Below are 22,641 nucleotides of genomic sequence, written 5' to 3'. Positions count from 1 at the left end.
AGCCTACCCGTGGTCGCCTGGACGATCACCCGGTCGAGGTCCACCAGTCAGCCGACGCGAGTCGCGGAGCCGCACGACCTCCTGGGAGACGACGCGGATGTATCGGGCATGGGTCGTGCGCTGCATCAATCGCAGCGCCGGTGCGAGCAGACGCCAGCCTGGCGTGGCCGGCATCGAGATCGATCTGGCCGTGAAGACGCCGTGGTCGAGCACGAACGACTCCTCGCCGTACAGAGGATGACCGGGCATCGTCTCGTACCCGAACCCATGACCGTCGGCCCAGACCACCCGGACCGGCTCGCGGAACAGCACGCCGAGCACGCGCTTCGACAGCATCCCCTCCTGCCCCGCGGTCGGCGCCCCCTCAGGGGTGCCGAAACCCACTCGGCGCTTGAACTCCCAGGATCGAATCAGTGCGGCGACGTCGTCCTGCGCGTCCGAGGGGACCGGGATCGACCGTTCGTCCACCCGCATCCCCGCCGCCACCCCGACGAGCGGATGCCGTGTCGCGCCCCGCTCGTACCGCGGGAAACGCATCTACTTCTTGTCCTTGCCCTCGACGTCTCCGGAGAGCGCCGCGATGAACGCCTCCTGGGGGACCTCGACGCGACCCACCATCTTCATGCGCTTCTTGCCCTCCTTCTGCTTCTCGAGGAGCTTGCGCTTGCGGGTGATGTCACCGCCGTAGCACTTCGCGAGGACGTCCTTGCGGATCGCGCGGATGGTCTCGCGCGCGATGATCCGCGCGCCGATGGCCGCCTGGATCGGCACCTCGAACTGCTGGCGAGGGATGAGCTTGCGCAGCCGCTCGGCCATCATCGTGCCGTAGGCGTAGGCCTTGTCGCGGTGCACGATCGAGCTGAACGCGTCGACCTTCTCGCCCTGCAGCAGGATGTCGACCTTCACGAGGTCGGCCTCCTGCTGTCCGGCGGGCTCGTAGTCGAGCGAGGCGTAGCCCTGCGTCTTCGACTTCAGCTGGTCGAAGAAGTCGAACACGATCTCACCGAGCGGCATCATGTACCGCAGCTCGACCCGCTCTTCGGAGAAGTACTCCATGCCGAGCAGAGAGCCACGGCGAGACTGGCACAGCTCCATGACCGTGCCGACGTAGTCCTTGGGCAGCAGGATCGCTGTCTTCACCATGGGCTCGGCGACGGAGCCGATGCGGCCGTCGGGGTACTCGCTCGGGTTCGTCACCGTGACGGTCTCGCCCGTGTCGGACGTGAGGACCTCGTAGATCACGCTGGGAGCGGTCGTGATCAGGTCGAGCCCGAACTCGCGCGACAGGCGCTCGGTGATGATCTCCAGGTGCAGCAGGCCGAGGAAGCCGCAGCGGAAGCCGAAGCCGAGAGCCACCGAGGTCTCGGGCTCATACTGCAGCGAGGCGTCGGAGAGCTTGAGCTTGTCGAGCGCCTCGCGCAGCTCGGCGTAGTCGCTGCCGTCGATCGGGTAGATGCCCGAGAAGACCATGGGCTTGGGGTCCGTGTAGCCCGCGAGTGCCTCGGTCGCGGGCTTGCGCGCCGCGGTGACGGTGTCACCGACCTTCGAGAGGCGGACGTCTTTCACGCCGGTGATGAGGTAGCCCACCTCGCCGACACCGAGCCCCTTGGTGGGAATCGGCTCGGGGCTCGACACGCCGACCTCGAGAGCATCGTGATTCGCTCCGGTCGACATCATCTGGATGCGCTCGCGCGGCGACAGGCTGCCGTCGACCATACGGACGTAGGTGACGACACCGCGGTATGCGTCGTACACCGAGTCGAAGATCATGGCACGCGCCGGAGCATCCGCATCGCCGACCGGGGCGGGGATCTCCTGCACGAGCCGATCGAGGAGATCCTCCACACCGACGCCGGTCTTGCCCGAGACGCGCAGGACGTCCTCCGGCTTGCCGCCGATGAGCGAGGCGAGCTCCTTGGCGTACTTGTCGGGGTCGGCCGCCGGGAGGTCGATCTTGTTGAGCACGGGGATGATGTGCAGATCGTTCTCGAGAGCGAGGTAGAGGTTCGCGAGGGTCTGGGCCTCGATGCCCTGCGCTGCATCGACGAGCAAGATCGCGCCCTCGCATGCAGCGAGCGAGCGGGACACCTCGTACGTGAAGTCGACGTGTCCCGGGGTGTCGATCATGTTGAGCGCGAAGGTCTCACCCTCCAGCTCCCACGGCATCCGCACGGCCTGGCTCTTGATGGTGATACCGCGCTCGCGCTCGATGTCCATGCGGTCCAGGTACTGGGCCCTCATGTCGCGATCGGAGACCACGCCGGTGATCTGGAGCATGCGGTCGGCCAGGGTCGACTTGCCGTGGTCGATGTGCGCGATGATGCAGAAGTTGCGGATCTGCGTCGCAGGCGTCGCGGCAGGCTGAAGCGGAGTGAGAGCGCGTGGTGACATGTCCCGACGATTCTACGGTGAGGGGAGGCTAATGCCCGATTCGGCCGATCCGGTGATATTCTCGCGAAGTTGCCCGGGAGCAATCCGTGACACCGGATCCCGTGAGCGATAAGACTCCGTCACAGACCAGGTGCAGGTGTCGTGTCGCGCAGATCGGCAGATGGTGATTGACTGTCTTTCCGGCTCAGCGTTGCGTCGGCAGATCCCGCGCGCGTCTGTAAAAGAGAAAGAATCAACACCTTGATCAAGTATCTCGTGCGCCGCCTGCTGGGGTGGTTGATGATGATCGTCATCGCGACGAACATCACCTACTTCCTCGCCTGGCTGTATCTCGATCCGGAGAACAACTACGTCGGACGGCGGCCTCCGCTCTCCGCCGATCAGATCGACAACCTCCTGCGCCCACGCAACCTCAGCGAGTCCGTGCCACTCATCGAGCGCTGGTGGACCTGGTTCTCGGGCATTCTCTTCCGTTGGGACTGGGGCCTGGGTCCGACCGGTGAGTCCGTCAACGAGCAGGTCGCGTACCGGGTCTGGGTCAGTGCCGAGCTCGTTCTCGGGGCGACCATCATCACGACGGTCCTCGGCATCGCGCTCGGTGTGTACACGGCGTCACGGCAGTACAAGCTCGCCGACCGCATCGGCCAGGGCACGAGCATCATCACGATGAACATCCCGACGGTCGTCGCGGGCTTCGCGCTCGTGCTGCTCGCGATCGGCTTCAACAATGCCGTGGGCACCACGGTGTTCTACGTGACAGGGTCGTCCAGTCCGGGTGTCCAAGGCTTCTTCCCCGTTCTCCTCGACGCGCTTCAGCATCTTGCTCTGCCGACCTTGGGCCTCGTGATCACGGGCTACGCGCAGATCCACTTCCTGCAGCGGTCGCTGCTGCTCGACAACATCAAGGCCGACTACGTGCGCACCGCGCGCGCCAAGGGCCTCACGAAGCAGCAGGCGATCCGCAAGCACGCGCTGCGCACGTCGCTCATCCCCGTCACGACGCAGGTCGCCTTCACGATCCCGGCCGTATTCACGGGCGCGGTCCTGACAGAGACGATCTTCAACTGGAACGGCATGGGTCGGTACTTCATCACGACCCTCAACAACAACGACATTCACGGCGTCGTCGCGGTCGCGGCCTTCGGCGCCCTGATGACCGCGATCGGCGCCATCCTCGCCGATGTCGCCGTCGTCGTCCTCGATCCGAGAGTGCGGGTGAGCTGATGTCCCTGGAAACCATCGGGGTATCCCCCGAGATCGCGGAGAAGCCGGAGAAGCCGAGGAGCCGCAAGCGGACCACGATGCTGTCGCTCTACACGCGACGCTTCATGCGCAACCGCGGCGCCGTCATCGGCATCGTCATCCTGGCCCTTCTGGTGCTGTTCGCCGTGATCGGTCCGCTCATCGCGCCATACAGCCACACCGACCTCGACTTCCTGGCTCTGCGCAAGGGACCGTCGGCGGAACACTGGTTCGGCACGAACGGGTCCGGCAACGACAACTTCGCCCAGGTCGCCGTGGGACTGCAGCGCTCCATGATGATCGCCGCACTCGTCGCAGTGGGGACCACCGTGGTCTCGGCGATCGTCGGAACCACGGCCGCCTACTTCGGCGGGGCCTACGAGCGCATCATGCTCGCGATCATCCACTTCATGATGGTCGTGCCTAACTTCCTGATCCTCGCGATGATCTCCAATGACGCCGGCGGGAACTGGCTCGTGATCTCGCTCGTGATGATCTTCATCGTGGGGTGGTTCTTCCCCGCCCGCATCATCTGGACGCTGTCGCTGTCGATCCGCGAGAGGGAGTATGTGCACGCGGCTCGCTACGCGGGGCTGTCCGGCATGCGCGTCGTGATCCGGCATATGCTGCCGAACATCGGCTCGCTGCTGGTCATCAACTTCACCCTCGGCGTCGTGTCGGCCGTGCTGACCGAGACCGCGCTGTCGTTCCTCGGCTTCGGTGTGAAGCTGCCGGACGTGTCCCTGGGTGCGCTGATCGGCTACGGCTCCAGCACTCTCGTGAGCGCGCCCTGGCTGTTCTACTTCCCCGCTGCGGCGCTCACGCTGCTCACCGTGTCGATGGCGCTCATCGCCGACGGTCTGCGCGACGCTCTCGACCCGACTTCCGCGGCTGGAGGTCGCGCATGAGTACTGTCCTCTCCGTCCGCGACCTCAAGGTCAGCTTCCCGTCCGAGGCCGGTCGAGTGGATGCCGTCCGTGGCGTCTCCTTCGACCTCGAGGCCGGCAAGACGCTCGGCATCGTCGGCGAGTCCGGCTCGGGCAAGTCCGTCACCTCGCTCGCGATCATGGGCCTGCTCGACGAGAACGCGAAGGTCACCGGGTCGATCGTCTACGACGGCCAGGAGCTCATCGGCAAGTCCGACAAGCAGCTCTCGGTCATTCGCGGCAACGGCATGGCGATGGTCTTCCAGGATCCGCTGACCTCCCTCACCCCGGTCTTCACGGTGGGCGACCAGCTCATCGAGGCGCTCACGGTGCACCGGCGGCTGTCGAGCAAGGACGCCTGGGACCGCTCCGTCGAACTCCTGAAGCTCGTCGGCATCCCCGAGCCCGAGCGGCGCATGAAGTCCTTCCCGCACGAGTTCTCCGGGGGCATGCGCCAGCGTGTCGTGATCGCGATCGCGATGGCGAACGACCCCAAGCTGATCATCGCCGACGAGCCCACGACGGCGCTCGACGTGACGATCCAGGCGCAGATCCTCGAGCTGATGGCGACGGCGCAGAAGGAGACCGGCGCCGCCATGATCATGATCACGCACGACATGGGCGTGGTCGCGAAGACCGCCGACGACGTGCTGGTCATGTACGCGGGCAAGCCCGTCGAGCACGCGCCGGTGCGCGAGCTCTTCTACCGGACGCGGATGCCGTACTCGATCGGTCTGCTCGGCGCGATCCCTCGCGTCGACAAGACGGAGAAGGTGCCGCTGATCCCGATCAAGGGCAATCCCCCGCTGCTGATCAACCTCCCGGACGCATGCCCGTTCGCGGCACGGTGCCCGATCGCGATCGACGCGTGCCGACAGGGCGAGCCCGAGCTGCTCCCGATCTCGACCGAGGGTCACGCGAACCACACCGTGGCGTGCATCCGCGCCGAGGACATCGACGACGACGGCACGATCGGCGGCCTACCGGTGTTCCCCGCCCCCGAGGTGCCCGAGAGCAGCCTCACCAAGGTGCCGCGCGAGGAGCGCCCGATCACGCTGCAGGCGATCAACCTCAACAAGACCTTCCCCCTCATGAAGGGTGCGCTGTTCAAGCGCAAGGTCGGGGAAGTGCACGCCGTCAAGGGCATCAGCTTCGACGTGCGGCAGGGCGAGACCCTCGCGATCGTCGGAGAGTCCGGCAGCGGCAAGACGACCACACTGCTGCAGATCATGGATCTCGTGAAGCAGGAGAACGGTGACATCCGCATCGGCGGGACCAGCGTCTCCGAGATCAAGAGCCGCGCCGAGGAGCGCAAGCTCCGTCGTGACCTCCAGATCGTGTTCCAGGACCCCATGGGCGCTCTCGACCCGCGCATGACCGTGTGGGACATCATCGCCGAGCCCATGTTCGCGATCGGAATGAGCCGCGACGACGTGTTCGACCGCGTCGAGGAGCTCATGGGCCTGGTCGGTCTCGACCCGGCGCACAGCGACCGCTTTCCGCAGGCGTTCTCGGGCGGTCAGCGTCAGCGCATCGGCATCGCCCGCGCTCTGTCGACGAACCCGAAGGTCGTCGTGCTCGACGAGCCCGTCTCGGCGCTCGACGTGTCGATCCAGGCCGGCGTCATCAACCTGCTCGACGAGCTCAAGGCGAAGATGGGCCTGTCGTACCTCTTCGTCGCGCACGACCTCGCGGTCGTCCGGCACATCGCCGACCGCGTCGCCGTCATGTACAAGGGCGAATTCGTGGAGCACGGCGACGTGGACCAGGTGTTCGACGCCCCTCAGCATCCGTACACGAAGGCGCTGCTGTCGGCGATCCCGATCCCCGACCCCGACATCGAGCGCACACGCGAGCGGATAATCCTGCCCGTCGAAGGCTTCGATGCGCAGGCCGTCCCTGCCAGTTAACGATGAATCACTTGTGCACAGTCCGGTAACGAATCTGTGCACAAGTGCTTTCGCCCGCGAGGCGCGGAGTTATTCTGCCCTCATCCCAAGTAAGGCCGACAGGCACTAAGGAGTACCATGAAACGGCATCAGAAGCTGATGGGCATTGCTGCTCTCGGCGCCGCCTTCGCACTCGTCATGAGCGGTTGTGCGCCGGCAGGCAACGGTGGCAGCACAGGCGACCAGGGCGAGGCCCAGACCGTCGAAGGCGCGGACTACAACCCGCAGCCGCGCGAGAACCTCGCAGAGGGCGGAGAGCTCCGCATCCCCGTCTCGAACATCGCCGAGCAGCTGAACTACTTCCACAGCGATGGCGACGCGCGCGTCACGCAGATCGGCACGTGGTTCCGCCCGCAGATCCTGCTCATGGATCCGGACGGCACGGTCAAGAAGAACGACGCGTACCTCGACGACTACTCCTTCGGTGTCGAGGACGGCAAGACCGTCCTGCACTTCAAGGTCAACGAGAAGGCCGTCTGGAACGACGGGACGCCGATCGACGTCACCGCGTTCAAGGCCACGTGGGAAGCCAACAACGGCACCAACGAGGAGTACCAGCCGAACGCGACCGACGGCTGGAAGGAGATCGAGTCCGTCGAGGCCGGCGAGAACGACCGCGACGTCATCGTCACCTTCAAGGGCGAGTTCGCCTGGCCCGAGATGGTCTACTCGCAGCTTCTGCACCCGGCCGTCAACACCCCGGAGCTCTTCAACACCGCGTTCCTCGGTGACTGGCACCCGGAGTGGGCAGCCGGCCCCTACACGGTCGAGGACTACGACAAGACCGGTGGCGTCGTCACCCTGGTCCCGAACGAGAAGTGGTGGGGCAACGCTCCGCTCCTCGACAAGGTGACCTTCATCCAGATGGAGCCGACCGCCGCAGTCAACGCTCTGCGCAACGGCGAGGTCGACATGGCCGAGACCGGCAGCGCCGAGCTGCTCGCCCAGGTCGAGGGCCTCGACGGCGTCAAGACCTACAAGGGCCAGGCGACCGCGAACGCGATCTTCACGCTGAACTCGTCGAACCCGGCCCTGTCGGAGCTCGAGGTCCGCAAGGCCGTCTTCGAGGCGATCAGCATCGAGCAGGTCAAGGACATCGTCTTCAACGGCCTGAACTACACCGAGGAGCCCGCCGGGTCCCTCACGCTGTTCTCGTTCCAGCCGAACTACGTGAACGCGCTGGAAGAGGCCGGCCGCAAGGACGGCGACACCGAGGGCGCCAACAAGCTCCTCGACGAGGCCGGCTGGGTTCCCGGTTCCGACGGCATCCGTGAGAAGGACGGCGTGCGCCTGTCGCTCGTCTTCCCGGTGCACTCCGACACGGAGACCGCTCGCGCCCGTTCGCTGGCCGTGCAGGCGCAGCTCAAGGAGGTCGGCGTGGAGGTCACGATCGACACCCGTCCGTCTGCCGACTTCGCCGAGGACTACACCACGCAGAACGGTGACATCTTCTTCCTCAACTTCACGTCGTCCGACCCGTTCGGTGCTGCCTGGTTCTGCCAGCTGTACTGCTCGGACAGCGGCCTGAACCTGTCGGGCACCGGCACGGAGGAGATCGACAAGATGATCCACGAGGAGCTGGAGACCATCTCCGACCCCGTGGAGCAGACCAAGAAGGCCATGGAGATGGAGTCCGAGATCTTCGCGAAGACCTGGGGCATCATCCCGGTCCTCAACGGCCCGGAGATCTGGACCGTCAAGGAAGGCCTCGCCAACCTCACGCCCGAGCCCTACGTGGGTCTCGACCTCTTCGGCATCACGCCGGTGGAGAACGTGGGCTACGAGAAGTAAGCACTCGTCCTGAGTACGGAAGCGGGGTCGGTGGGCAATCACCGGCCCCGCTTTCATATGTCAGGACGGGTCGGATCCGGGGTGGGACTCTTCCAGGGGCACGCAATCGTCGAACTCGCTCGCGCGGGGAACCGAGCCCACCGATCGGGAGCAGATCGCGATCGCTCCGACGCTGAGGAGTATGGCCGCAGCGGTGCCGACCGCAGTCGCATAGCCGAAGTGATCCAGCAGGATGCCGGTGAGGGCTGATGCGGGCGCAGCGAGCACCGCGGTCACGAGCGCGGTCGCGGCGAGCACACGACCACGCAGACGGTTGGGTATCAGGAGGGAGACATAGGCCCCCTGCACGGCGTTGAGCGGGATTATGGGCAGCGACGCGAGCAACCCGATGACGGCGATGGTCCACATGTCCTGTGTGAAGGCCGCAGCTCCCACCGCGATCCCCATGGCCAGGACCGCACAGCGGATGATCCACGCTCCGCTGAGACGCGGCATCACTCCCATCAGCAGCAGCGCGCCGAGCAGCACACCGACTCCCTGGAAGGTCTGGATCAGGCCGATCTGCCAGGCCTCGGTGCCGCGAGTCTGCTGGCTGAGGATGATCGCCGTACCGCTCATCGCCAGCGCGACGTTCACTCCGGCGACGAGCAGGACGAGGGTGCGCGGCTGACCCCGGAGGATCAGCCAGCGGATCCCGTCCGTCCAGCGACGGGTTCCGTCCTGCCCGCGATCCGCGGCGTAGTTCCCCCGGAGCGACATTGCAGTGAAGAACTGCCCGACGCGCGCGACCGCGGACACGACGAAAGGAAGCGCCGGATGCATTCCGAAGAACAACCCGGCCACCGGAGCGGCACCGAGCTGAAGCCCCGCGTCCCGCCCTTCGTTCGCGGCAGTCGCCGAAGGCAGAAGGTCGCCAGGAACGACCTGCGGGAGCATCGCGTCGCTCAAGTTCTCCAGCGCTCCCGCGGCGAGACCTGACAGCACGGCGAGGACGAAGAGCGCGACGACGGTCATCCCGCCCGTGAGGAGGAGCGTCGCGATCAGCGCCCAGACCACCGTCGCGACCGCGCCGGAGAGGAGAAGCAGACGTCGTCTGTCGGCATGGTCGATGAGCACGCCGCCGGGAAGCAGAGCGAGGCAGTGCGCGAAAGCTGAGATCGTCCCCACGATCCCCGCGAGGAGAACGTCGCCCGTCACGTGATATCCCAGCAGTGTGAAGGCGAAGCCGCCCACGAAGGTGCCGATCTGGCTCAGCGAGTCACTGGCGAACCAGGCCCGATACTCGCGAGAGCGCCATAGGCGCCGACGTGAATCGGCGTTCTGCCCGTCGTCCGCGGCCGGGCCCTCAGCTGTCGACTCGGTCACAGATCGTCTCCGTTCGCTCAGCCGCTCGCGCATAACTCGCCGCCGGAGCGGTTGGCCCCTGGTCGCGCTGCGATAGTCATATGCGGCGTTTTCTCGTTCAGATGGGACACGAAATCCGATTCTTCTGGGCACAGCTCGCTGAGACAATGCATCACTCAGCTGAATACCGGTGCTCCGAGATTCCTGCACGTCTCGCCGCTTTCAGCTTCGACACTTCTAGGCTGAAGTCGTGACAGTCCAGGTCGTCCTCGTGCACGGCATCCGCACGTCCGCGACGATGTGGCGGTCTCAAATCGCGTTCCTCGAAGCTGCCGGCATTCCCGTCGTCGCGGTCGACCTCCCCGGTCACGGCACCCGGATGGCGGAGGACTTCACACTGCACGAGGCGCTGCACACGATCGACGCCGCCGTCCGCGACGCCGCCTCGCGGGGACCGGTGCTGCTCGTCGGACACTCGATGGGCGGTCTCCTGACGCTCGCGTATGCGGGCGGTGCGCAGAAGCCCCCGGTCGCCGCGCTGATCGCGGCCTCCTGCACCGCGCTCCCCCACGGCGCCGGTCTCCGCGCCTATCGGACGATCGCCCGCCTGGTCGACCGACTGCCGGACCGCGGACTGTGGCTGACCGAACGCATCCTCGAGGCGACGATCCCGCTCGAGACCCGACCGGACTTCGCCGCCGGAGGCTATGCGCTCGACACGCAGGACATCGCCCTCGCCGCGCTCTCGGCGCTCGACCTCGCGACCGCCGTGGCGCGGATCGAGATCCCCCTGTGGTTCGTGAACGGACAGTACGACCAGCTGCGCATCAACGAGGCTCTGTTCCAGCGGCTCGCGCCGCACGCCGAACTCATCGTCGTACCGCGCACCTCCCACCTCGTCACAGCCATGCGGCCGGACGTCTTCAACGCCGTGCTGCGGCTCGGGATCGCGACGATCCAGGCGGGTGGTGAGGTCAGCGCCGCTGACGCGCCCGCGACGTGAGGACCCCGCCGACCACCGAGAGCACGGCCGCAGCGACGAACACGAGCCAGAACCCGCCGGCGAGGGCGACGAGCCCGGCTCCCAGCACCGGACCGATCAGCTGTCCCAACGCCGCCGTCACCGTGACGACGCCGAGATCTCGGGCATGATCCTTCTCGTCGGGTAGGAGGTCGGCGGCGAACGCGAGCCCCACGGTCGAGAATGCTCCATAGCCGAGGCCCATGAGCGCGGCGGCGATCAGGGTCGCCTCGAACGACGGGATCACAGCGATGACCACTCCGGACGCAGCCTGCACGAGCGTCGCGGCGACCGTGAGCGTGCGACGGTTCCCGGTGCGATCCGACACGATCCCCGTGACGACCGACGCGAGCACGACGAACACCGTGTAGACCACGATCAGCAGGAGCAGATTGTCCTGCGCGGTCGACGAATCCTGGTCGAGCCCGTGCAGGAGGTAGAAGAGGAAGAGCGCGGTGCCGAGCGCGTTGCCGATGTTCGTGACCAGTCGCCCCGACAGCATCCAGGCGAAGTCGCGGTCGCGCAGAGAGGCGAGCGGATGTCGGGAGCGTCGGCGCTCCGGCACGAGTCGGGCTTCCGCGGGCGGGTCGGGCAGCAGCAGGGCGGCGGCCGACCCGACGACGGCGATGACCAGAGCCAGCAGGATGTACCCCTCGCGGATGCCGAGACCGAGGAGCACGACGAGTCCCACACCGAGCACGATCCCGACGGCTTGGCTGGAGCCGACCGCGGCGGATGCGGCGCCGCGCTGCGTCATGGGGAGCTGGTCGGCGATGAGCGCGGTGAACGCGGCGGAGGAGACCGCGACGCCCACCGAAACCCCGAGCCAGGCGATTCCCACTCCCCACGGTCCCTCTGAGAGCCCCGTGACGACCAGGCATGCCGCGGTGAGCAGCACTCCTCCGAGTGCCCAGGGGCGTCGACGCCGCCTGCCTGCACCTGCGCGATCGGACAGTGCGCCGGCGACGGGTCCGGCGATGACGCCGGCGAGCCCGCCGAGCCCGAGCACGAAGCCGGAGGACACGACGCCGCGGATCCAATCGTCCTCGGGCGTGTCGAGCTGGAGCGGAAGCAGCAGTTGCACAGGGGTGAGCTGGACCGTCCAGATGGCGAGCCAGGCAAGGGTGAACACCGTCATCCACCGGGCGCCCACGCGCGGGGAGGCGGTGTCGTGCGCGCTCGTTGCAGGGCGATCGGTCATGGCACTCCTTGACATCGGCGTCGTAAGACCTGCACCGTGCGGGCGACACGGCGGGGTGCGGATAAGGTCGATTGTGCACCCGTCGGTCCCCGTTTAGGGGGAACGGCTCGTCTGCTGGTAGACTCGACTCTTGGCTTGCGTGTGGGTTCTTCCCTCACGACCGCCGTGCGGAAGCCCTCTTCTTCTGCCGGCATTCCGAACAATCCCTGTACAGAAAGCGTCCACACGTGGCAAACATCAAGTCGCAGATCAAGCGCAACAAGACCAACGAGAAGGCTCACGAGCGCAACAAGGCTGTGAAGAGCGAGCTCAAGACGCACGTCCGCGCCGCCCGCACCGCTGTCGCCTCAGGCGACAAGGCCGCTGCCGAGGCCGCGCTGAAGACCGCGTCCCGCAAGCTCGACAAGGCCGTCAGCAAGGGCGTCATCCACCAGAACCAGGCAGCGAACCGCAAGTCGGCCATCGCCAAGCAGGTCGCCGCTCTCTGAGCGCAGATCACACAGGAAGGGCCCGTCTCATCGAGACGGGCCCTTCCTGTTTCTGTCTTCGTTCTCGTGGTACGCGGGCTGCCGTCAGCGCGGCTTCTCAGCCGGCCGGGGTCTCGACCGGGTCGCCGGGTTCGCCGACGGGCTCGGCGGGAACGTCGAGTGCCTCGGGGTCTTCGAGATCGGCCCCTCCCAGCGGGTCCTGGTGCCACGACACGAGCTGCCAGCCGGCGTTCGGGTCGCCGTCGAGCACGGCCATACCGGTGTTGTACAGCCGCCAGTGCGCGGCGTCGTCGAGGTCGATCCTCTGCAGGCGGGCTGCCGCCCACACTCGGATCGCCGCACCGTGGCTGACGACGACGACTGCGCCGTCCTGGTGGTTCGAGGCGATGGCGTCGATCGCGGCGTCGTAGCGTGCGAAGAACTCCGTACCTCTCTCGCCGCCTTCGATCGTGACGTCGACGTCGCCGGTGAGCCATCGGCGCGCCGTGCGGACGTAGCCCTCGACCGCTTCACGATCGCTGTGCATCTCCCAGTCGCCGGCGGAGATCTCCTCCAGCCCTTCGACCACCTGGACGTCGAGGGCGCGATCCTCGGCGAGCGGGGCGGCGGTGAGCTGCGTGCGCACGAGAGGCGAGGCGTAGATCGCGTCGATGCGCTCCCCCTGCAGCGCTGCCGGGATCGCAGCGGCCTGAGCGTGTCCGAGGCCGGTGAGACCGGGTCCGGGGCGCGCCGTGTCGAGCGCACCGATCACGTTACTCGGGGTCTGGCCGTGGCGGATGAGCAGCAGCTTCATGGTTCCCTTCCGAAGGGCTGGCGGGTGGCGATGACCGTGAGCATCCGCTCGAGGGCGAAGATGGGGTCGCGTGCTGCGCCCTTGACCTCGGCATCGGCGCGGGCGGTGGCCTGGATGGCGAGGCCAAGGGAGTACTCGTTCCAGCCTGCGAGGTCGCGGCGCGCGCGGTCGACCTGCCAGTCCTTCATGCCGAGCCGCTGAGCGAGCTGGCGGCTGGGTTCGCGGTTGCCGGCGACGCGCGCCATGGTGCGGAGCTTCATGGCGAAGGCGGCCACCATCGGCACGGGGTCCGCCCCGGAGGCCAGGGCGTGGCGGAGCGCGACGAGGGCTTCTCCGTAGCGCCCAGCGATCGCGGTGTCGGCGACCACGAAGGCGGAGACCTCGACACGGCCGCCGTAGTACTTGGTGATGACTTCTTCGGTCACGTCGCCTTCGACGTCGCCGATCAGCTGCTGGCAGGCAGCGGCGAGCTCGGTGAGGTCGTCAGCGAAGGCGGAGACCAGAGCGCGGAGGGCGGGCGGGGCGATGCGCTTCTTCGCGGCCTTGAACTCTCCGGCGGCGAAATCGACGCGGTCGCCGTCGCGTTTGATCGCCGGGCAGGCGATCTCGATCCCTTCGCCGGTGCCGGACCGCAGAGCGTCGAGCAGCTTCTTGCCGCGGACGCTCGCGCCGGTGTGGCGGAGGATGACGGTCGCTCCCTCTTGAGGGTGCTCGAGGTAGGAGACAGCTTCCTGCAGGAACGCGTCGGAGCATTTCTCGACCCCGGAGACCCGGACGAGGCGGGGCTCGCCGAACAGGGAGGGCGAGGTGAGCGACAGCAGTGTGCCCGGGGCGTAGTCGTCGGCCCGGACGTCGGTCACCTCGAGTGCCGGGTCTTCGGCGCGGAGATAGTCGCGGACTCCCGCGATGGCCCGCTCGGCGCAGACCTCTTCGGGACCGGAGACGAGCACGAGCGGTGCGGGACGAGGGTCGCGCCAGGACACCTGCGGGATCTTGGACGACGCGGCTCCTCCTCGGGACGAAGAACGCGGAGCAGCCATGCTCTCAGCCTACCCGGGGCGTCCGACACGCAGCGCGGCCTCCCGTGCACGTTCAGGCGGCGATGTCGTAGCGGGCGCGTCCTCCGAGGCGTGGGGTGCGGGCGGGGTCGACGGTGGCGGGTGGGATGAGCCACACCCGTGCTCTGGTCCCGGTGCCGTCGATGCGGATGCCCCAGTCGTTGTCGTGTATGCGGTGGTGACACGATTCGCACAGCAGTACCCCGTTGTCGAGGTCTGTCGGTCCGGTGTCGCGGTGCCACCATCGCAGGTGGTGGGCTTTGGTCATCTGGGGTGGGAGCCCGCACATCACGCACCCGCCATCACGCTCCACGAGCGCCAGGCGCTGCGCCCGGGTGAACAGCCGCTTCTCGCGGCCCCAGTCCAGGATCTCGCCCGCCGAGTCGAGCACGACCGGGATCACCCCGCCACTGGCCGCCATCCGCCGGCAGGTGGTGATACTCACGGGCTGGTCGGTGCCGTCGATCGTCGCGACGCCGGTGCCGGTCGTGAGGTCGTCCAGAGACACGCGCACGATCACGGTCGCTCCGCTCGATGGGAGGTGGCCCGCTTCGCACGACACGGCGTGCTCGCAGAGAGCCGTGAGCGCGTCGGCCTGGATCATCGCCACACTGCGGTGATCCGCGTCCGGAGCATCCGGGGCCGGCGCATCCTGACGGGCTTGGAACGTCGCCGCCACGAACGCGTGAATCGCCGCCTTGATCGGCGCCCCCGACGCCACGTCCGTCTGCAAGGTCAGGTGCAACGACCCATCACGCTCGAACATCGTCAACGACCGCCGCCCCCGCGCCTCTTCCTCCCGCGGGGCGACTCCGTCTGGATCCAACCACGCCTCCGCCCGCACGACGAGCTTGCGGACATCGTCCAACGACAGCCCCACCGCCCGGGACACCAACCGCTGCTCCGCCTCCGCGACCCGCTCAAGATCCGCTTTCAGGCGCGCCCGGTCCAACACCGCGACGATCACGCCGGCAGCTGCCGCACTCAGATCCCCCGCCGACAGGGCCTCCTGCACCACCGGATACCGAGACGGCAGCGCCTCGCCGAGCAGGTTCGCCCGCGGAGCCGTCGCCTCCCCCACCGTCACCAACCGCGCGGCATCGCCCTTCGAGCCCCCGGTCGTCGCCGCGATCAACGCCGCCGGCGACCGGAACCCCTGCTCCTTTGCCAGACCGCCCGACCCCAGCTCGGGCCGAGACTCCCGCGCGATCCCCGCCGCGACCTCCGCATGCAGACCATCCAACCGACGCTGCAGCACACCTACGGCATCGTGCGCGGCCAGGAGCTGTGACCGCGAGAGATCGGTGCCGTTCGCGGCATCACCCCACGCACCCTCGAGGCACTGAACGGCCTCCAGAAGGGGGAGAAGATGCGGATTCGACATACCCCCAGTCTAGAACAAACCTTCGAAACTCGAACGGAATGCCAGCACAGAGCAGCGTCCGATATCAGGGCGATGCACGCTCGGTCCAGACCTCCAACTTCCCCTCCCTCACTCCGACGAGCACCCGACCTTGCTGATCGGTACGCAACGCTGCGGTCCCGGCTGCAGCGAGCATGGCCAGCGCATCCGCCCGAGGGTGTCCGTAGTCGTTGTCCGCGCCGACCCCGATGAGACCCACCGCCGCCGTGATTCGGGCGTACAGCTCCGCATCCTGATCGCCACTGCCGTGATGCGAGACCTTGACGACCGGGTACGCACCATCGACCCGCCCCGACCGCAGCAGCACGGCCTGAGGCTCCGCCGACAGGTCTCCGAGGAACAGCGAGCGGGGAACCCCGCCGCTCTCGAACTCGACGACCACGCTGAGGTCGTTTCCCGGCGCGAAGGCGCGCTCGTCCCGCACCGGCCACAGCACTCGCCACTCGGCCTCGCCGAGTGTCCCGCGTACGCCCACCGCGCCCTCCTCGATCTTCGCCCCACCGTCCGCCAACCGCGCGAGGATCTCCTGATCGGCCGACTCTCCCGGCGGCCCATGCAGGACGACGTCGACTCGCCCCTGCACCGCGTCGACCCCGCCCACGTGGTCGAGGTCGAAGTGGGTGAGCACGAGCAGGTCGATACGATCCACGCCCAAGGCTCGCAGGCACGAGGCGAGCGGCGCGGGGTCCGGTCCGGTGTCGATCAATGCGATGCGCTGTGCCGAGCGCACGACCACGGCGTCCCCCTGTCCGATGTCGCACATCGCGATCGCCCACCCGGATGGCGTCGTCATGGTCGACAGCGGCCCCGAGAGCACGAGGTGCGCCGCCCCGAGAGCGAGCATCACGGACAGCACGGACGCCGCGGCCGCACGGACGATCGGAAACCGCCGGAGGCCTCCGGCGAGGACGACCGCGACCGCTGCGCTCACCACAGCGACGACGGCCGCCGTCAGCAGTCCGGGCGGCACGAGCACCTCGGCGAAGGGAAGGCTCGCCGCCATCTCGGCGGTCGTAGCGATCCAGGCCGAGGGGAGCCAGGCGGATGCCGCCAGAAGATCGGCGAGCGGCGGCACGGGTGCGGCGAGACACGCGAGGAGACCGATCACGGTCGCGATCGGGGCCGCGGGCGCTGCGAGCAGGTTGGCGGCCACGCCCACGAGGGACTGCTGCTCGGCGAAGAGAGCGATGATCGGCCCGCAGGCCAACTGCGCCGCGACCGGCACGGCCAGAGCGAGGGCGAGAGGTTGCGGCATCCATCGAGCCAGTCCTCGTGCGAGCAGCGGCGCGAGGAGGATGAGCGAGCCCGAGGCCACGACCGACAGGGCGAAGCCCGGTGTCGCGGCCAGCCACGGGTCCGCGATGAGGATGCCGGTCGCGCTGAGCGCGAGCATCCCCGCACCCGCGCTGGGGCGGCCGAGAAGGATCGTGAGCATCGCGACCCCCGCCATGACGCCCGCACGGATCACGCTCGGCTCGGGCGTGACGAGCACGACGAATCCCCCGAGAGCCAGCGCTGCGAGCACGACTCGGATCCGTCGACCCGCCCCGCACAGCGCGGCGAGCCAGAACACAGCGCCGACGACGATCGCGCAGTTCGCCCCGCTCACCGCGGTGAGGTGGCTGAGACCACTGGTGCGCATCGCATCGTTCAGTTCCGTCGATACGGCGCGGGTATCGCCCACGGCGAGTCCGGGCAGCAGGGCCGACCCCGGGGACGGCAGACGGAGTGAACGCTCCACGAACGCGAGGCGCAGGCCCGCCGCGACCGAGAACACCCCGGAGGCGGGACGCTCGACCGACGCCGCACTCGCGAACACGATCAGCGCCGACCGCTCTCCCGCATCCGTCCCCTCAGCCTCCCCTGTGACGCGCATCGACGCCCCGAGATCGAACCCCTCTCCGGGCTCGATGCCGATCCGCGCCGGCGCGGACGCCGCACGCACCTCTCCCGGCGGGCCGATCCCCGTCAGAGCCACCTCCACCCAGAGCCGACCGTCCTGACCGATCGATGCCGAGGAGGTGATCTCGGCGGTGGCCTCGACGACCCGCCCGCTCCAGGACGCGACATCCTCGCGTCCCGAACCCGCGAGCGCCGCACTGACCGACACCGCGGCGCCGGCCGCGCACACCACGAGCAGGACGCCCCACACCGCGGCGCCCGCGGTCCGGCGCACAAGCACCCATCCGCAAATGCCCGCCCCTACCGCCCCGCCGCCCACGCATCCCCACGACATCCCCGGAGCGAAGACGCAGATCAGCGCGGCCGCCCACGCGCCACCCGCGATCGGCAGCAGCCGCAGGTCCCGTCTCACACGCGGACGCCGTCGCGGATGCCGGCGAGCAGCTTCTCGCCGATCCCGGGCACGCCGAGCAGATCGTCGACCGAGCGAAAGCGGCCGTTCTCCTCCCGCCAGTCGAGGATGCGCTGAGCGAGCGCGGGGCCGATGCGCGGAAGCGTCTCGAGGGCGGCCTGATCGGCTGTGTTGAGGTCGACGAGTCCGTCGTCCGCCGTCGCGGCCCCCTCGGGCGCGCTTCCCGCCGCGCCGACAACCGGCACGACCACCTGCTCGCCGTCGGTCAGGATACGGGCGAGGTTGACGGCCGCGAGGTCGGCGTCGTCGCGGGTGCCTCCCGCCGCTCCGACGGCGTCCACGAGACGGGCATCGGACGTGAGGACGTACAATCCCGGGCTCTCCACCGCCCCGAGAACGTGCACGTAGAGCTCGCCCGACGCATCGACCGTCGCGGCCTCGGTCGACAGCGGTATCGACTGGACGGGCGCCGCCTGGCCTCGCAGAAGCCCGAGACCGACGGCACCTGACAGCACGATCAGCGCCACCACGACCGCGGCGCCGATGCTCAGCCGCAGGCGGCGCGGTGCGTGCGCGGGTTCAGGTGGAGGGACGTTCTCATCCGGCATCCCGCCACGCTAGGAGGGTCTCCGGACGGCAGCCGCGTCAGTCGCACTCGGCGTGCACACGCGGTGCAGAACCCGCGGCTTCGGCCGACTGTGCAGGGGCAGTCGCGCGACCGCCCCTGCACGTCTCGACTACTTGACGACGATGCTGACGATCTTCGGCGCGCGCACGACGACCTTGACGATCTCGCGGTCGCCGATCGATCGGATGACACGCTCATCGGCACGGGCCAGGGCCTCGAGCTCCGCTTCGCCGATGCGCGCCGGCACCTCGAGCTGCGCCCGCACCTTGCCGCCCACCTGCACGACCGCGGTGACGGAATCCTCGACGAGCAGCACCGGGTCGGCCGAACGCCAGGTCACCAGTCCGACCGAGGGCTCGTGACCGAGCACCTCCCACATCTCCTCCGCGGTGTGCGGAGCGATCAGGTCGAGCATGACGGCGACCGTCTCGATGGCCTCACGAACCGCGGGGTCGCCCGTTCCACCGTCCCCGTCGATCGTCTTGCGGGTCACGTTGACGAGCTCCATGAGGCGCGCGACCAGCACGTTGAACTTCGTCTGCTCGACCAGCCCGGGCGCCTCCGCCAGCAGCTTGTGCGTGGCGCGGCGCAGTGCCGCGTCTCCGCCGTCGAAAACCACGTCGACGTCGCTCGTGACCTCGTGCGCGATGCGCAGAGCACGCGACAGGAACTTCTGGGCGCCGGTGGTCGACACGTCCGCCCAGTCCTTATCGTCCTCGACCGGGCCGGCGAACGCCAGCCCCACGCGCAGCGCGTCGGCGCCGTGCGCGTCGAGCTCCTCCTGGAACAGGACGAGGTTGCCCTTGCTCTTCGACATCTTCTGACCGTCGAGCAGGACCATGCCCTGGTTGATCAGGTTGGAGAACGGCTCCGTGAAGTCGATCAGCCCCATGTCGAACAGCACCTTGGTGATGAAGCGCGCGTAGAGCAGGTGCAGGATCGCATGCTCGACGCCGCCGATGTACGAGTCCACCGGCGACCAGCGCGCAGCCTCCGCCGGGTCGAAAGCGACGGTGTCGCTGCTCGGCGACAGGAACCGCAGGAAGTACCACGAGCTGTCGACGAAGGTGTCCATCGTGTCGGGATCGCGCAGCACGGGCTCTCCGGAGCCGGGGTCGACGGTGCGCACCCAGCTCTCGGCTCCGCCCAGAGGAGAGGTGCCCTTGGGCTTGAGGTCGAGGCCTTCGACGCTCGGCAGCCTCACCGGCAGCTTGTCCTCGGTGACGGGGATGATCGATCCGTCCTCGGCGTGCAGCATCGGGATCGGCGTGCCCCAGAACCGCTGGCGGGAGATCAGCCAGTCGCGCAGGCGGTAGTTCTTCGCGGCGCGACCCGTGCCGGACGCCTGCAGCTGCTCGATCGCACGGGCGATCGCGTTGCGCTTCGACAGACCGTTCAACGGGCCCGAGTTGATCATGCGGCCGTCGCCGGTGAGGGCGATGCCGGTTGATGCCGGGTTCTGCTCGTCGAGCACGGCCTCGACGTCGATCGGCACACCGTCCTCATCGACCTCGATCACCGGCATCGCGCCGGTGATGGGAGCCGTCGTGTCGACGACCACCTTGACCGGGAGATCGAAGGCCCGGGCGAAGTCCAGGTCGCGCTGGTCGTGCGCGGGCACGGCCATGACCGCGCCATGACCGTAATCGGCGAGCACGTAGTCGGCAGCCCAGATCGGCAGCTTCTCGCCGTTGACCGGGTTGATCGCGTAGCGCTCCAGGAACACGCCCGTCTTCGGACGGTCAGTCGACTGGCGGTCGATGTCGGTGGTCTTCTGTACATCGGCCAGGTAGGCGGCGAAGCGCTCGCGCACGGCATCCGGAGCGTCGGCCGCGATCTCGGCGGCGAGGTCGCCGTCGGGCGCGACGACGAAGAACGTGGCTCCGTGCAGGGTGTCCGGGCGCGTGGAGAACACCGTGACGGGCTCGTCGCGTCCCTCGATGCGGAAGTCCACGTCGGCGCCGACCGAGCGGCCGATCCAGTTGCGCTGCATCTGCAGCACCTTGTGCGGCCAGCGGCCCTCGAGCTGGTTCAGGTCGTCGAGCAGGCGGTCTGCGTAGTCCGTGATGCGGAAGTACCACTGCGTCAGCTTCTTCTTCACGACCTCGGCGCCGCAGCGGTCGCAGCGCCCGTCGATGACCTGCTCGTTCGCCAGCACGGTCTGGTCGTTGGGGCACCAGTTGACCGGGCTCTTCTTGCGGTAGGCCAGGCCGCGCTCGTACAGCTTGAGGAACAGCCACTGGTTCCAGTGGTAGTACTCGGGGTCGGACGTGTGCAGGACGCGGCTCCAGTCGAAGGAGACGCCGTACTGCTCGAAGCCGACCTTCTGCTGCGCGATGTTCTGGTACGTCCACTCGCGCGGGTCGGCGCCCTGGCGGATCGCCGCGTTCTCGGCGGGCAGGCCGAACGAGTCCCACCCGATGGGGTTCAGGACGTTGTGACCGCGGTGACGCCAGAAGCGCGCCACGATGTCGGAGTACAGGTAGTTCTCCGCGTGCCCCATGTGCAGATCGCCGGAGGGATACGGGAACATCGCGAGCACGTAGCGCCGCGGCCGCTTGTCCTCGTCGCCGCCCGTGAGGAACGTGCCGTTCTCCGCCCAGTACTTCTGCCACTTGGCCTGGATGGCGTGCGGCGAGGAGGTCTCCTCGTCGACGGGAGAGGTGGACAGGTTCTCAGACAACGAACGCACGACCAATCTGGAGGGAAAAGGGGATCAGTTCAGGATATCGGAAGCCCAGGCCACAGGCGTGTCCGCGCCCAGGGCGGCGAGGGGTGCACGGGCCTTGGTGGCGACTTCCGCGACCTCGGATGCCGCGACCGAGCGCCAGGTGATCCCACCCCCGGCTCCGACCACCGCCCGCCCGCGGTCGATGAGGATGCTGCGGATGACCATCGCGAGGTCGAGTTGGCCCTGGTCGCCGATGTACCCGAAGCATCCCGCGTAGACACCTCGAGGACCGCCTTCGAGCTCGTGCAGCCGGGTCATGGCCGAGAGCTTGGGAGCGCCGGTCATGCTGCCGGCGGGGAACGTCGCGGCGAACACCGCTCCGACGTCAGTACCCGGCGACAACTCGCCGCTGACCGTGCTGACCAGCTGGTGCACAGCGGGGTACGTCTCGACCGCCCAGAGCGCCTCGACGCGGATCGACCCGGGCTCGCACACGCGGGAGAGGTCGTTGCGCATCAGATCGACGATCATGACGTTCTCGGCGCGCTCCTTCTCGTCGCTCGCCAGCTCGGACGCGAGCGCGGCATCCTGAGCGGGGTCCACGCCGCGCGGGCGCGTGCCCTTGATGGGGCGCGTGCGGATGATCCCGCCCTCGGCGTGAAGGAACTGCTCGGGGCTGGCGCTGAGCAGCGAGCGGCCGCCGATGCGCACGAAGCCGCCGTGATGAGCGGGCGTGGCAGTGCGGAGTCGCCGGTAGACCGTGACCGCGTCGTGCTCGCCCGGGACCGTGAAGCGCGTCGTGAGGCAGAGCTGGTACGCGATCCCCGCGCGGATCAGCTCGCGACAGCGCTCGATGAGGTCCCGGTACTGCGACGGCGTGTGCCGGGCCTCCGCGGTCATCGCCTCGGGAACGGATGGCGGAGTCCTCGGCGTCCGCGCGTCGACCACGAGAGCTCCCCAGGCAGCGAGGTCGTCCGCGGCCGCGAGCACCCACGCTGCTCCGGTCGCATGCTCCACCGCGAGCAGACGCGTGACCCGCAGCCACGCTCCGCCCGGCGAGTCCGGCGGTTCATGAGTCGTCGACACGGGAGCGCCTGCCGCCCGCGCCCCGCTCTCGTAGTCCTGCCACCCGACCCATCCCCCGCGGAACGGCGGGGTCGTTTCCACGGGCGCATCCGTGCCCGCCGAGTCCAGCCGGGTATCTGCGGGGAACGCCGCGCGCTCCCCCGTGCCCACGTAGCTCCATCCGTCGACGGGTCGTGCTCCGGCATCCAGCCAGAAGACGTCCGGCGCGACCCGTTCGAGGGCGAGGAACACCGCTTCGGGATCGACACCGATCGGGAGGCGGCGGCTGCGGAGACGCTCTGGCACGTTCTCAGCCTAGGCGGCAGGCTCTCCCGT

The 22,641-nt window shown here is 68.3% G+C and carries 17 protein-coding genes; 6 read left to right on the top strand and 11 right to left on the bottom strand.

Annotation, left to right across the window (positions count from 1 at the left end; translation table 11 throughout):
* Positions 1–3: 3 nt before the first annotated feature.
* Complete coding sequence (locus tag MRBLMX7_RS17920) at positions 4–537, bottom strand: DUF1990 family protein (protein WP_363370555.1); 534 nt, start codon at positions 535–537, stop codon at positions 4–6.
* The gene (gene lepA / locus MRBLMX7_RS17915) at positions 538–2,391 is read right to left on the bottom strand and encodes a translation elongation factor 4 (protein ID WP_363370553.1); all 1,854 of its coding nucleotides are present in this window, start codon (positions 2,389–2,391) and stop codon (positions 538–540) included.
* A 240-nt stretch (positions 2,392–2,631) separates the two neighbouring features.
* Here lepA and MRBLMX7_RS17910 point away from each other — a divergent pair, with 240 nt between their 5' ends.
* The 4 genes from MRBLMX7_RS17910 (at position 2,632) to MRBLMX7_RS17895 (ending at position 8,299) form a co-directional block, all read left to right on the top strand.
* The gene (locus tag MRBLMX7_RS17910) at positions 2,632–3,615 is read left to right on the top strand and encodes an ABC transporter permease (protein WP_363370550.1); all 984 of its coding nucleotides are present in this window, start codon (positions 2,632–2,634) and stop codon (positions 3,613–3,615) included.
* On the top strand, positions 3,615–4,541 hold the full coding sequence (locus tag MRBLMX7_RS17905; RefSeq protein WP_050720705.1) for an ABC transporter permease: 927 nt from the start codon (positions 3,615–3,617) through the stop codon (positions 4,539–4,541). The genes MRBLMX7_RS17910 and MRBLMX7_RS17905 overlap by 1 nt, the downstream gene beginning before the upstream one ends.
* Complete coding sequence (locus MRBLMX7_RS17900) at positions 4,538–6,469, top strand: ABC transporter ATP-binding protein (RefSeq protein ID WP_363370548.1); 1,932 nt, start codon at positions 4,538–4,540, stop codon at positions 6,467–6,469. Before MRBLMX7_RS17905 ends, MRBLMX7_RS17900 begins: the two co-directional genes overlap by 4 nt.
* Before the next feature lie 117 nt (positions 6,470–6,586).
* Entirely contained in the window at positions 6,587–8,299 is a 1,713-nt protein-coding gene (locus tag MRBLMX7_RS17895) for an ABC transporter family substrate-binding protein (protein ID WP_363370546.1), read from the top strand.
* 60 nt (positions 8,300–8,359) lie between these two features.
* On the opposite strand, the gene MRBLMX7_RS17890 is transcribed toward MRBLMX7_RS17895, so the two are convergent.
* A complete protein-coding gene (locus MRBLMX7_RS17890; RefSeq protein ID WP_363370544.1) occupies positions 8,360–9,664 on the bottom strand; it encodes an MFS transporter in 1,305 nt (434 codons plus the stop codon).
* Positions 9,665–9,893: 229 nt separating this feature from the next.
* Between MRBLMX7_RS17890 and MRBLMX7_RS17885 the strand changes: the two genes are divergently transcribed.
* The gene (locus tag MRBLMX7_RS17885; RefSeq protein ID WP_363370542.1) at positions 9,894–10,646 is read left to right on the top strand and encodes an alpha/beta fold hydrolase; all 753 of its coding nucleotides are present in this window, start codon (positions 9,894–9,896) and stop codon (positions 10,644–10,646) included.
* Here MRBLMX7_RS17885 and MRBLMX7_RS17880 read toward each other — a convergent pair.
* Positions 10,618–11,865 (bottom strand): MFS transporter, encoded by a 1,248-nt coding sequence (locus MRBLMX7_RS17880; RefSeq protein ID WP_363370540.1) that lies wholly within the window; start codon positions 11,863–11,865, stop codon positions 10,618–10,620. The genes MRBLMX7_RS17885 and MRBLMX7_RS17880 overlap by 29 nt on opposite strands.
* 227 nt (positions 11,866–12,092) lie before the next feature.
* Here MRBLMX7_RS17880 and rpsT point away from each other — a divergent pair, with 227 nt between their 5' ends.
* Complete coding sequence (rpsT, locus tag MRBLMX7_RS17875; RefSeq protein WP_050720699.1) at positions 12,093–12,353, top strand: 30S ribosomal protein S20; 261 nt, start codon at positions 12,093–12,095, stop codon at positions 12,351–12,353.
* 97 nt (positions 12,354–12,450) lie between these two features.
* Here rpsT and MRBLMX7_RS17870 read toward each other — a convergent pair whose 3' ends face one another.
* The 7 genes from MRBLMX7_RS17870 to MRBLMX7_RS17840 form a co-directional block, all read right to left on the bottom strand.
* Positions 12,451–13,146 carry a histidine phosphatase family protein gene (locus tag MRBLMX7_RS17870; protein WP_363370538.1) on the bottom strand — a complete coding sequence of 232 codons (696 nt, stop codon included), beginning with the start codon at positions 13,144–13,146 and terminating at the stop codon, positions 12,451–12,453.
* Complete coding sequence (gene holA, locus MRBLMX7_RS17865) at positions 13,143–14,186, bottom strand: DNA polymerase III subunit delta (RefSeq protein ID WP_363370536.1); 1,044 nt, start codon at positions 14,184–14,186, stop codon at positions 13,143–13,145. Before holA ends, MRBLMX7_RS17870 begins: the two co-directional genes overlap by 4 nt.
* Positions 14,187–14,238: 52 nt before the next feature.
* Positions 14,239–15,588 (bottom strand): HNH endonuclease, encoded by a 1,350-nt coding sequence (locus MRBLMX7_RS17860; protein WP_363370534.1) that lies wholly within the window; start codon positions 15,586–15,588, stop codon positions 14,239–14,241.
* Between the two features lie 64 nt (positions 15,589–15,652).
* On the bottom strand, positions 15,653–17,941 hold the full coding sequence (locus tag MRBLMX7_RS17855; RefSeq protein ID WP_363370532.1) for a ComEC/Rec2 family competence protein: 2,289 nt from the start codon (positions 17,939–17,941) through the stop codon (positions 15,653–15,655).
* On the bottom strand, positions 17,938–18,549 hold the full coding sequence (locus MRBLMX7_RS17850; RefSeq protein ID WP_363370530.1) for a ComEA family DNA-binding protein: 612 nt from the start codon (positions 18,547–18,549) through the stop codon (positions 17,938–17,940). The genes MRBLMX7_RS17855 and MRBLMX7_RS17850 overlap by 4 nt, the downstream gene beginning before the upstream one ends.
* A 129-nt stretch (positions 18,550–18,678) precedes the next feature.
* Positions 18,679–21,252: a leucine--tRNA ligase gene (gene leuS / locus MRBLMX7_RS17845; RefSeq protein WP_363370528.1), complete on the bottom strand. Its 2,574-nt coding sequence runs from the start codon at positions 21,250–21,252 to the stop codon at positions 18,679–18,681.
* A gap of 33 nt (positions 21,253–21,285) precedes the next feature.
* Positions 21,286–22,611, bottom strand: coding sequence for an anthranilate synthase component I family protein (locus tag MRBLMX7_RS17840; RefSeq protein WP_363370526.1), 1,326 nt, complete (start codon positions 22,609–22,611; stop codon positions 21,286–21,288).
* Positions 22,612–22,641 lie beyond the last annotated feature (30 nt).

Origin of the sequence: Microbacterium sp. LMX7-1.2 (assembly GCF_040675935.1) — a bacterium.
Lineage (GTDB): Bacteria > Actinomycetota > Actinomycetes > Actinomycetales > Microbacteriaceae > Microbacterium.
This window is presented reverse-complemented; position numbering and strand designations above follow the sequence as displayed.

Bases quoted from the DNA above. Each gene is read 5' to 3' on its own strand.
- MRBLMX7_RS17920 (WP_363370555.1), bottom strand. From the start codon at position 537: ATGCGTTTCCCGCGGTACGAGCGGGGCGCGACACGGCATCCGCTCGTC.
- lepA (WP_363370553.1), bottom strand. From the start codon at position 2,391: ATGTCACCACGCGCTCTCACTCCGCTTCAGCCTGCCGCGACGCCTGCG.
- MRBLMX7_RS17905 (WP_050720705.1), top strand. From the start codon at position 3,615: ATGTCCCTGGAAACCATCGGGGTATCCCCCGAGATCGCGGAGAAGCCG.
- MRBLMX7_RS17900 (WP_363370548.1), top strand. From the start codon at position 4,538: ATGAGTACTGTCCTCTCCGTCCGCGACCTCAAGGTCAGCTTCCCGTCC.
- MRBLMX7_RS17895 (WP_363370546.1), top strand. From the start codon at position 6,587: ATGAAACGGCATCAGAAGCTGATGGGCATTGCTGCTCTCGGCGCCGCC.
- MRBLMX7_RS17880 (WP_363370540.1), bottom strand. From the start codon at position 11,865: ATGACCGATCGCCCTGCAACGAGCGCGCACGACACCGCCTCCCCGCGC.
- MRBLMX7_RS17870 (WP_363370538.1), bottom strand. From the start codon at position 13,146: ATGAAGCTGCTGCTCATCCGCCACGGCCAGACCCCGAGTAACGTGATC.
- holA (WP_363370536.1), bottom strand. From the start codon at position 14,186: ATGGCTGCTCCGCGTTCTTCGTCCCGAGGAGGAGCCGCGTCGTCCAAG.
- MRBLMX7_RS17860 (WP_363370534.1), bottom strand. From the start codon at position 15,588: ATGTCGAATCCGCATCTTCTCCCCCTTCTGGAGGCCGTTCAGTGCCTC.
- MRBLMX7_RS17850 (WP_363370530.1), bottom strand. From the start codon at position 18,549: ATGCCGGATGAGAACGTCCCTCCACCTGAACCCGCGCACGCACCGCGC.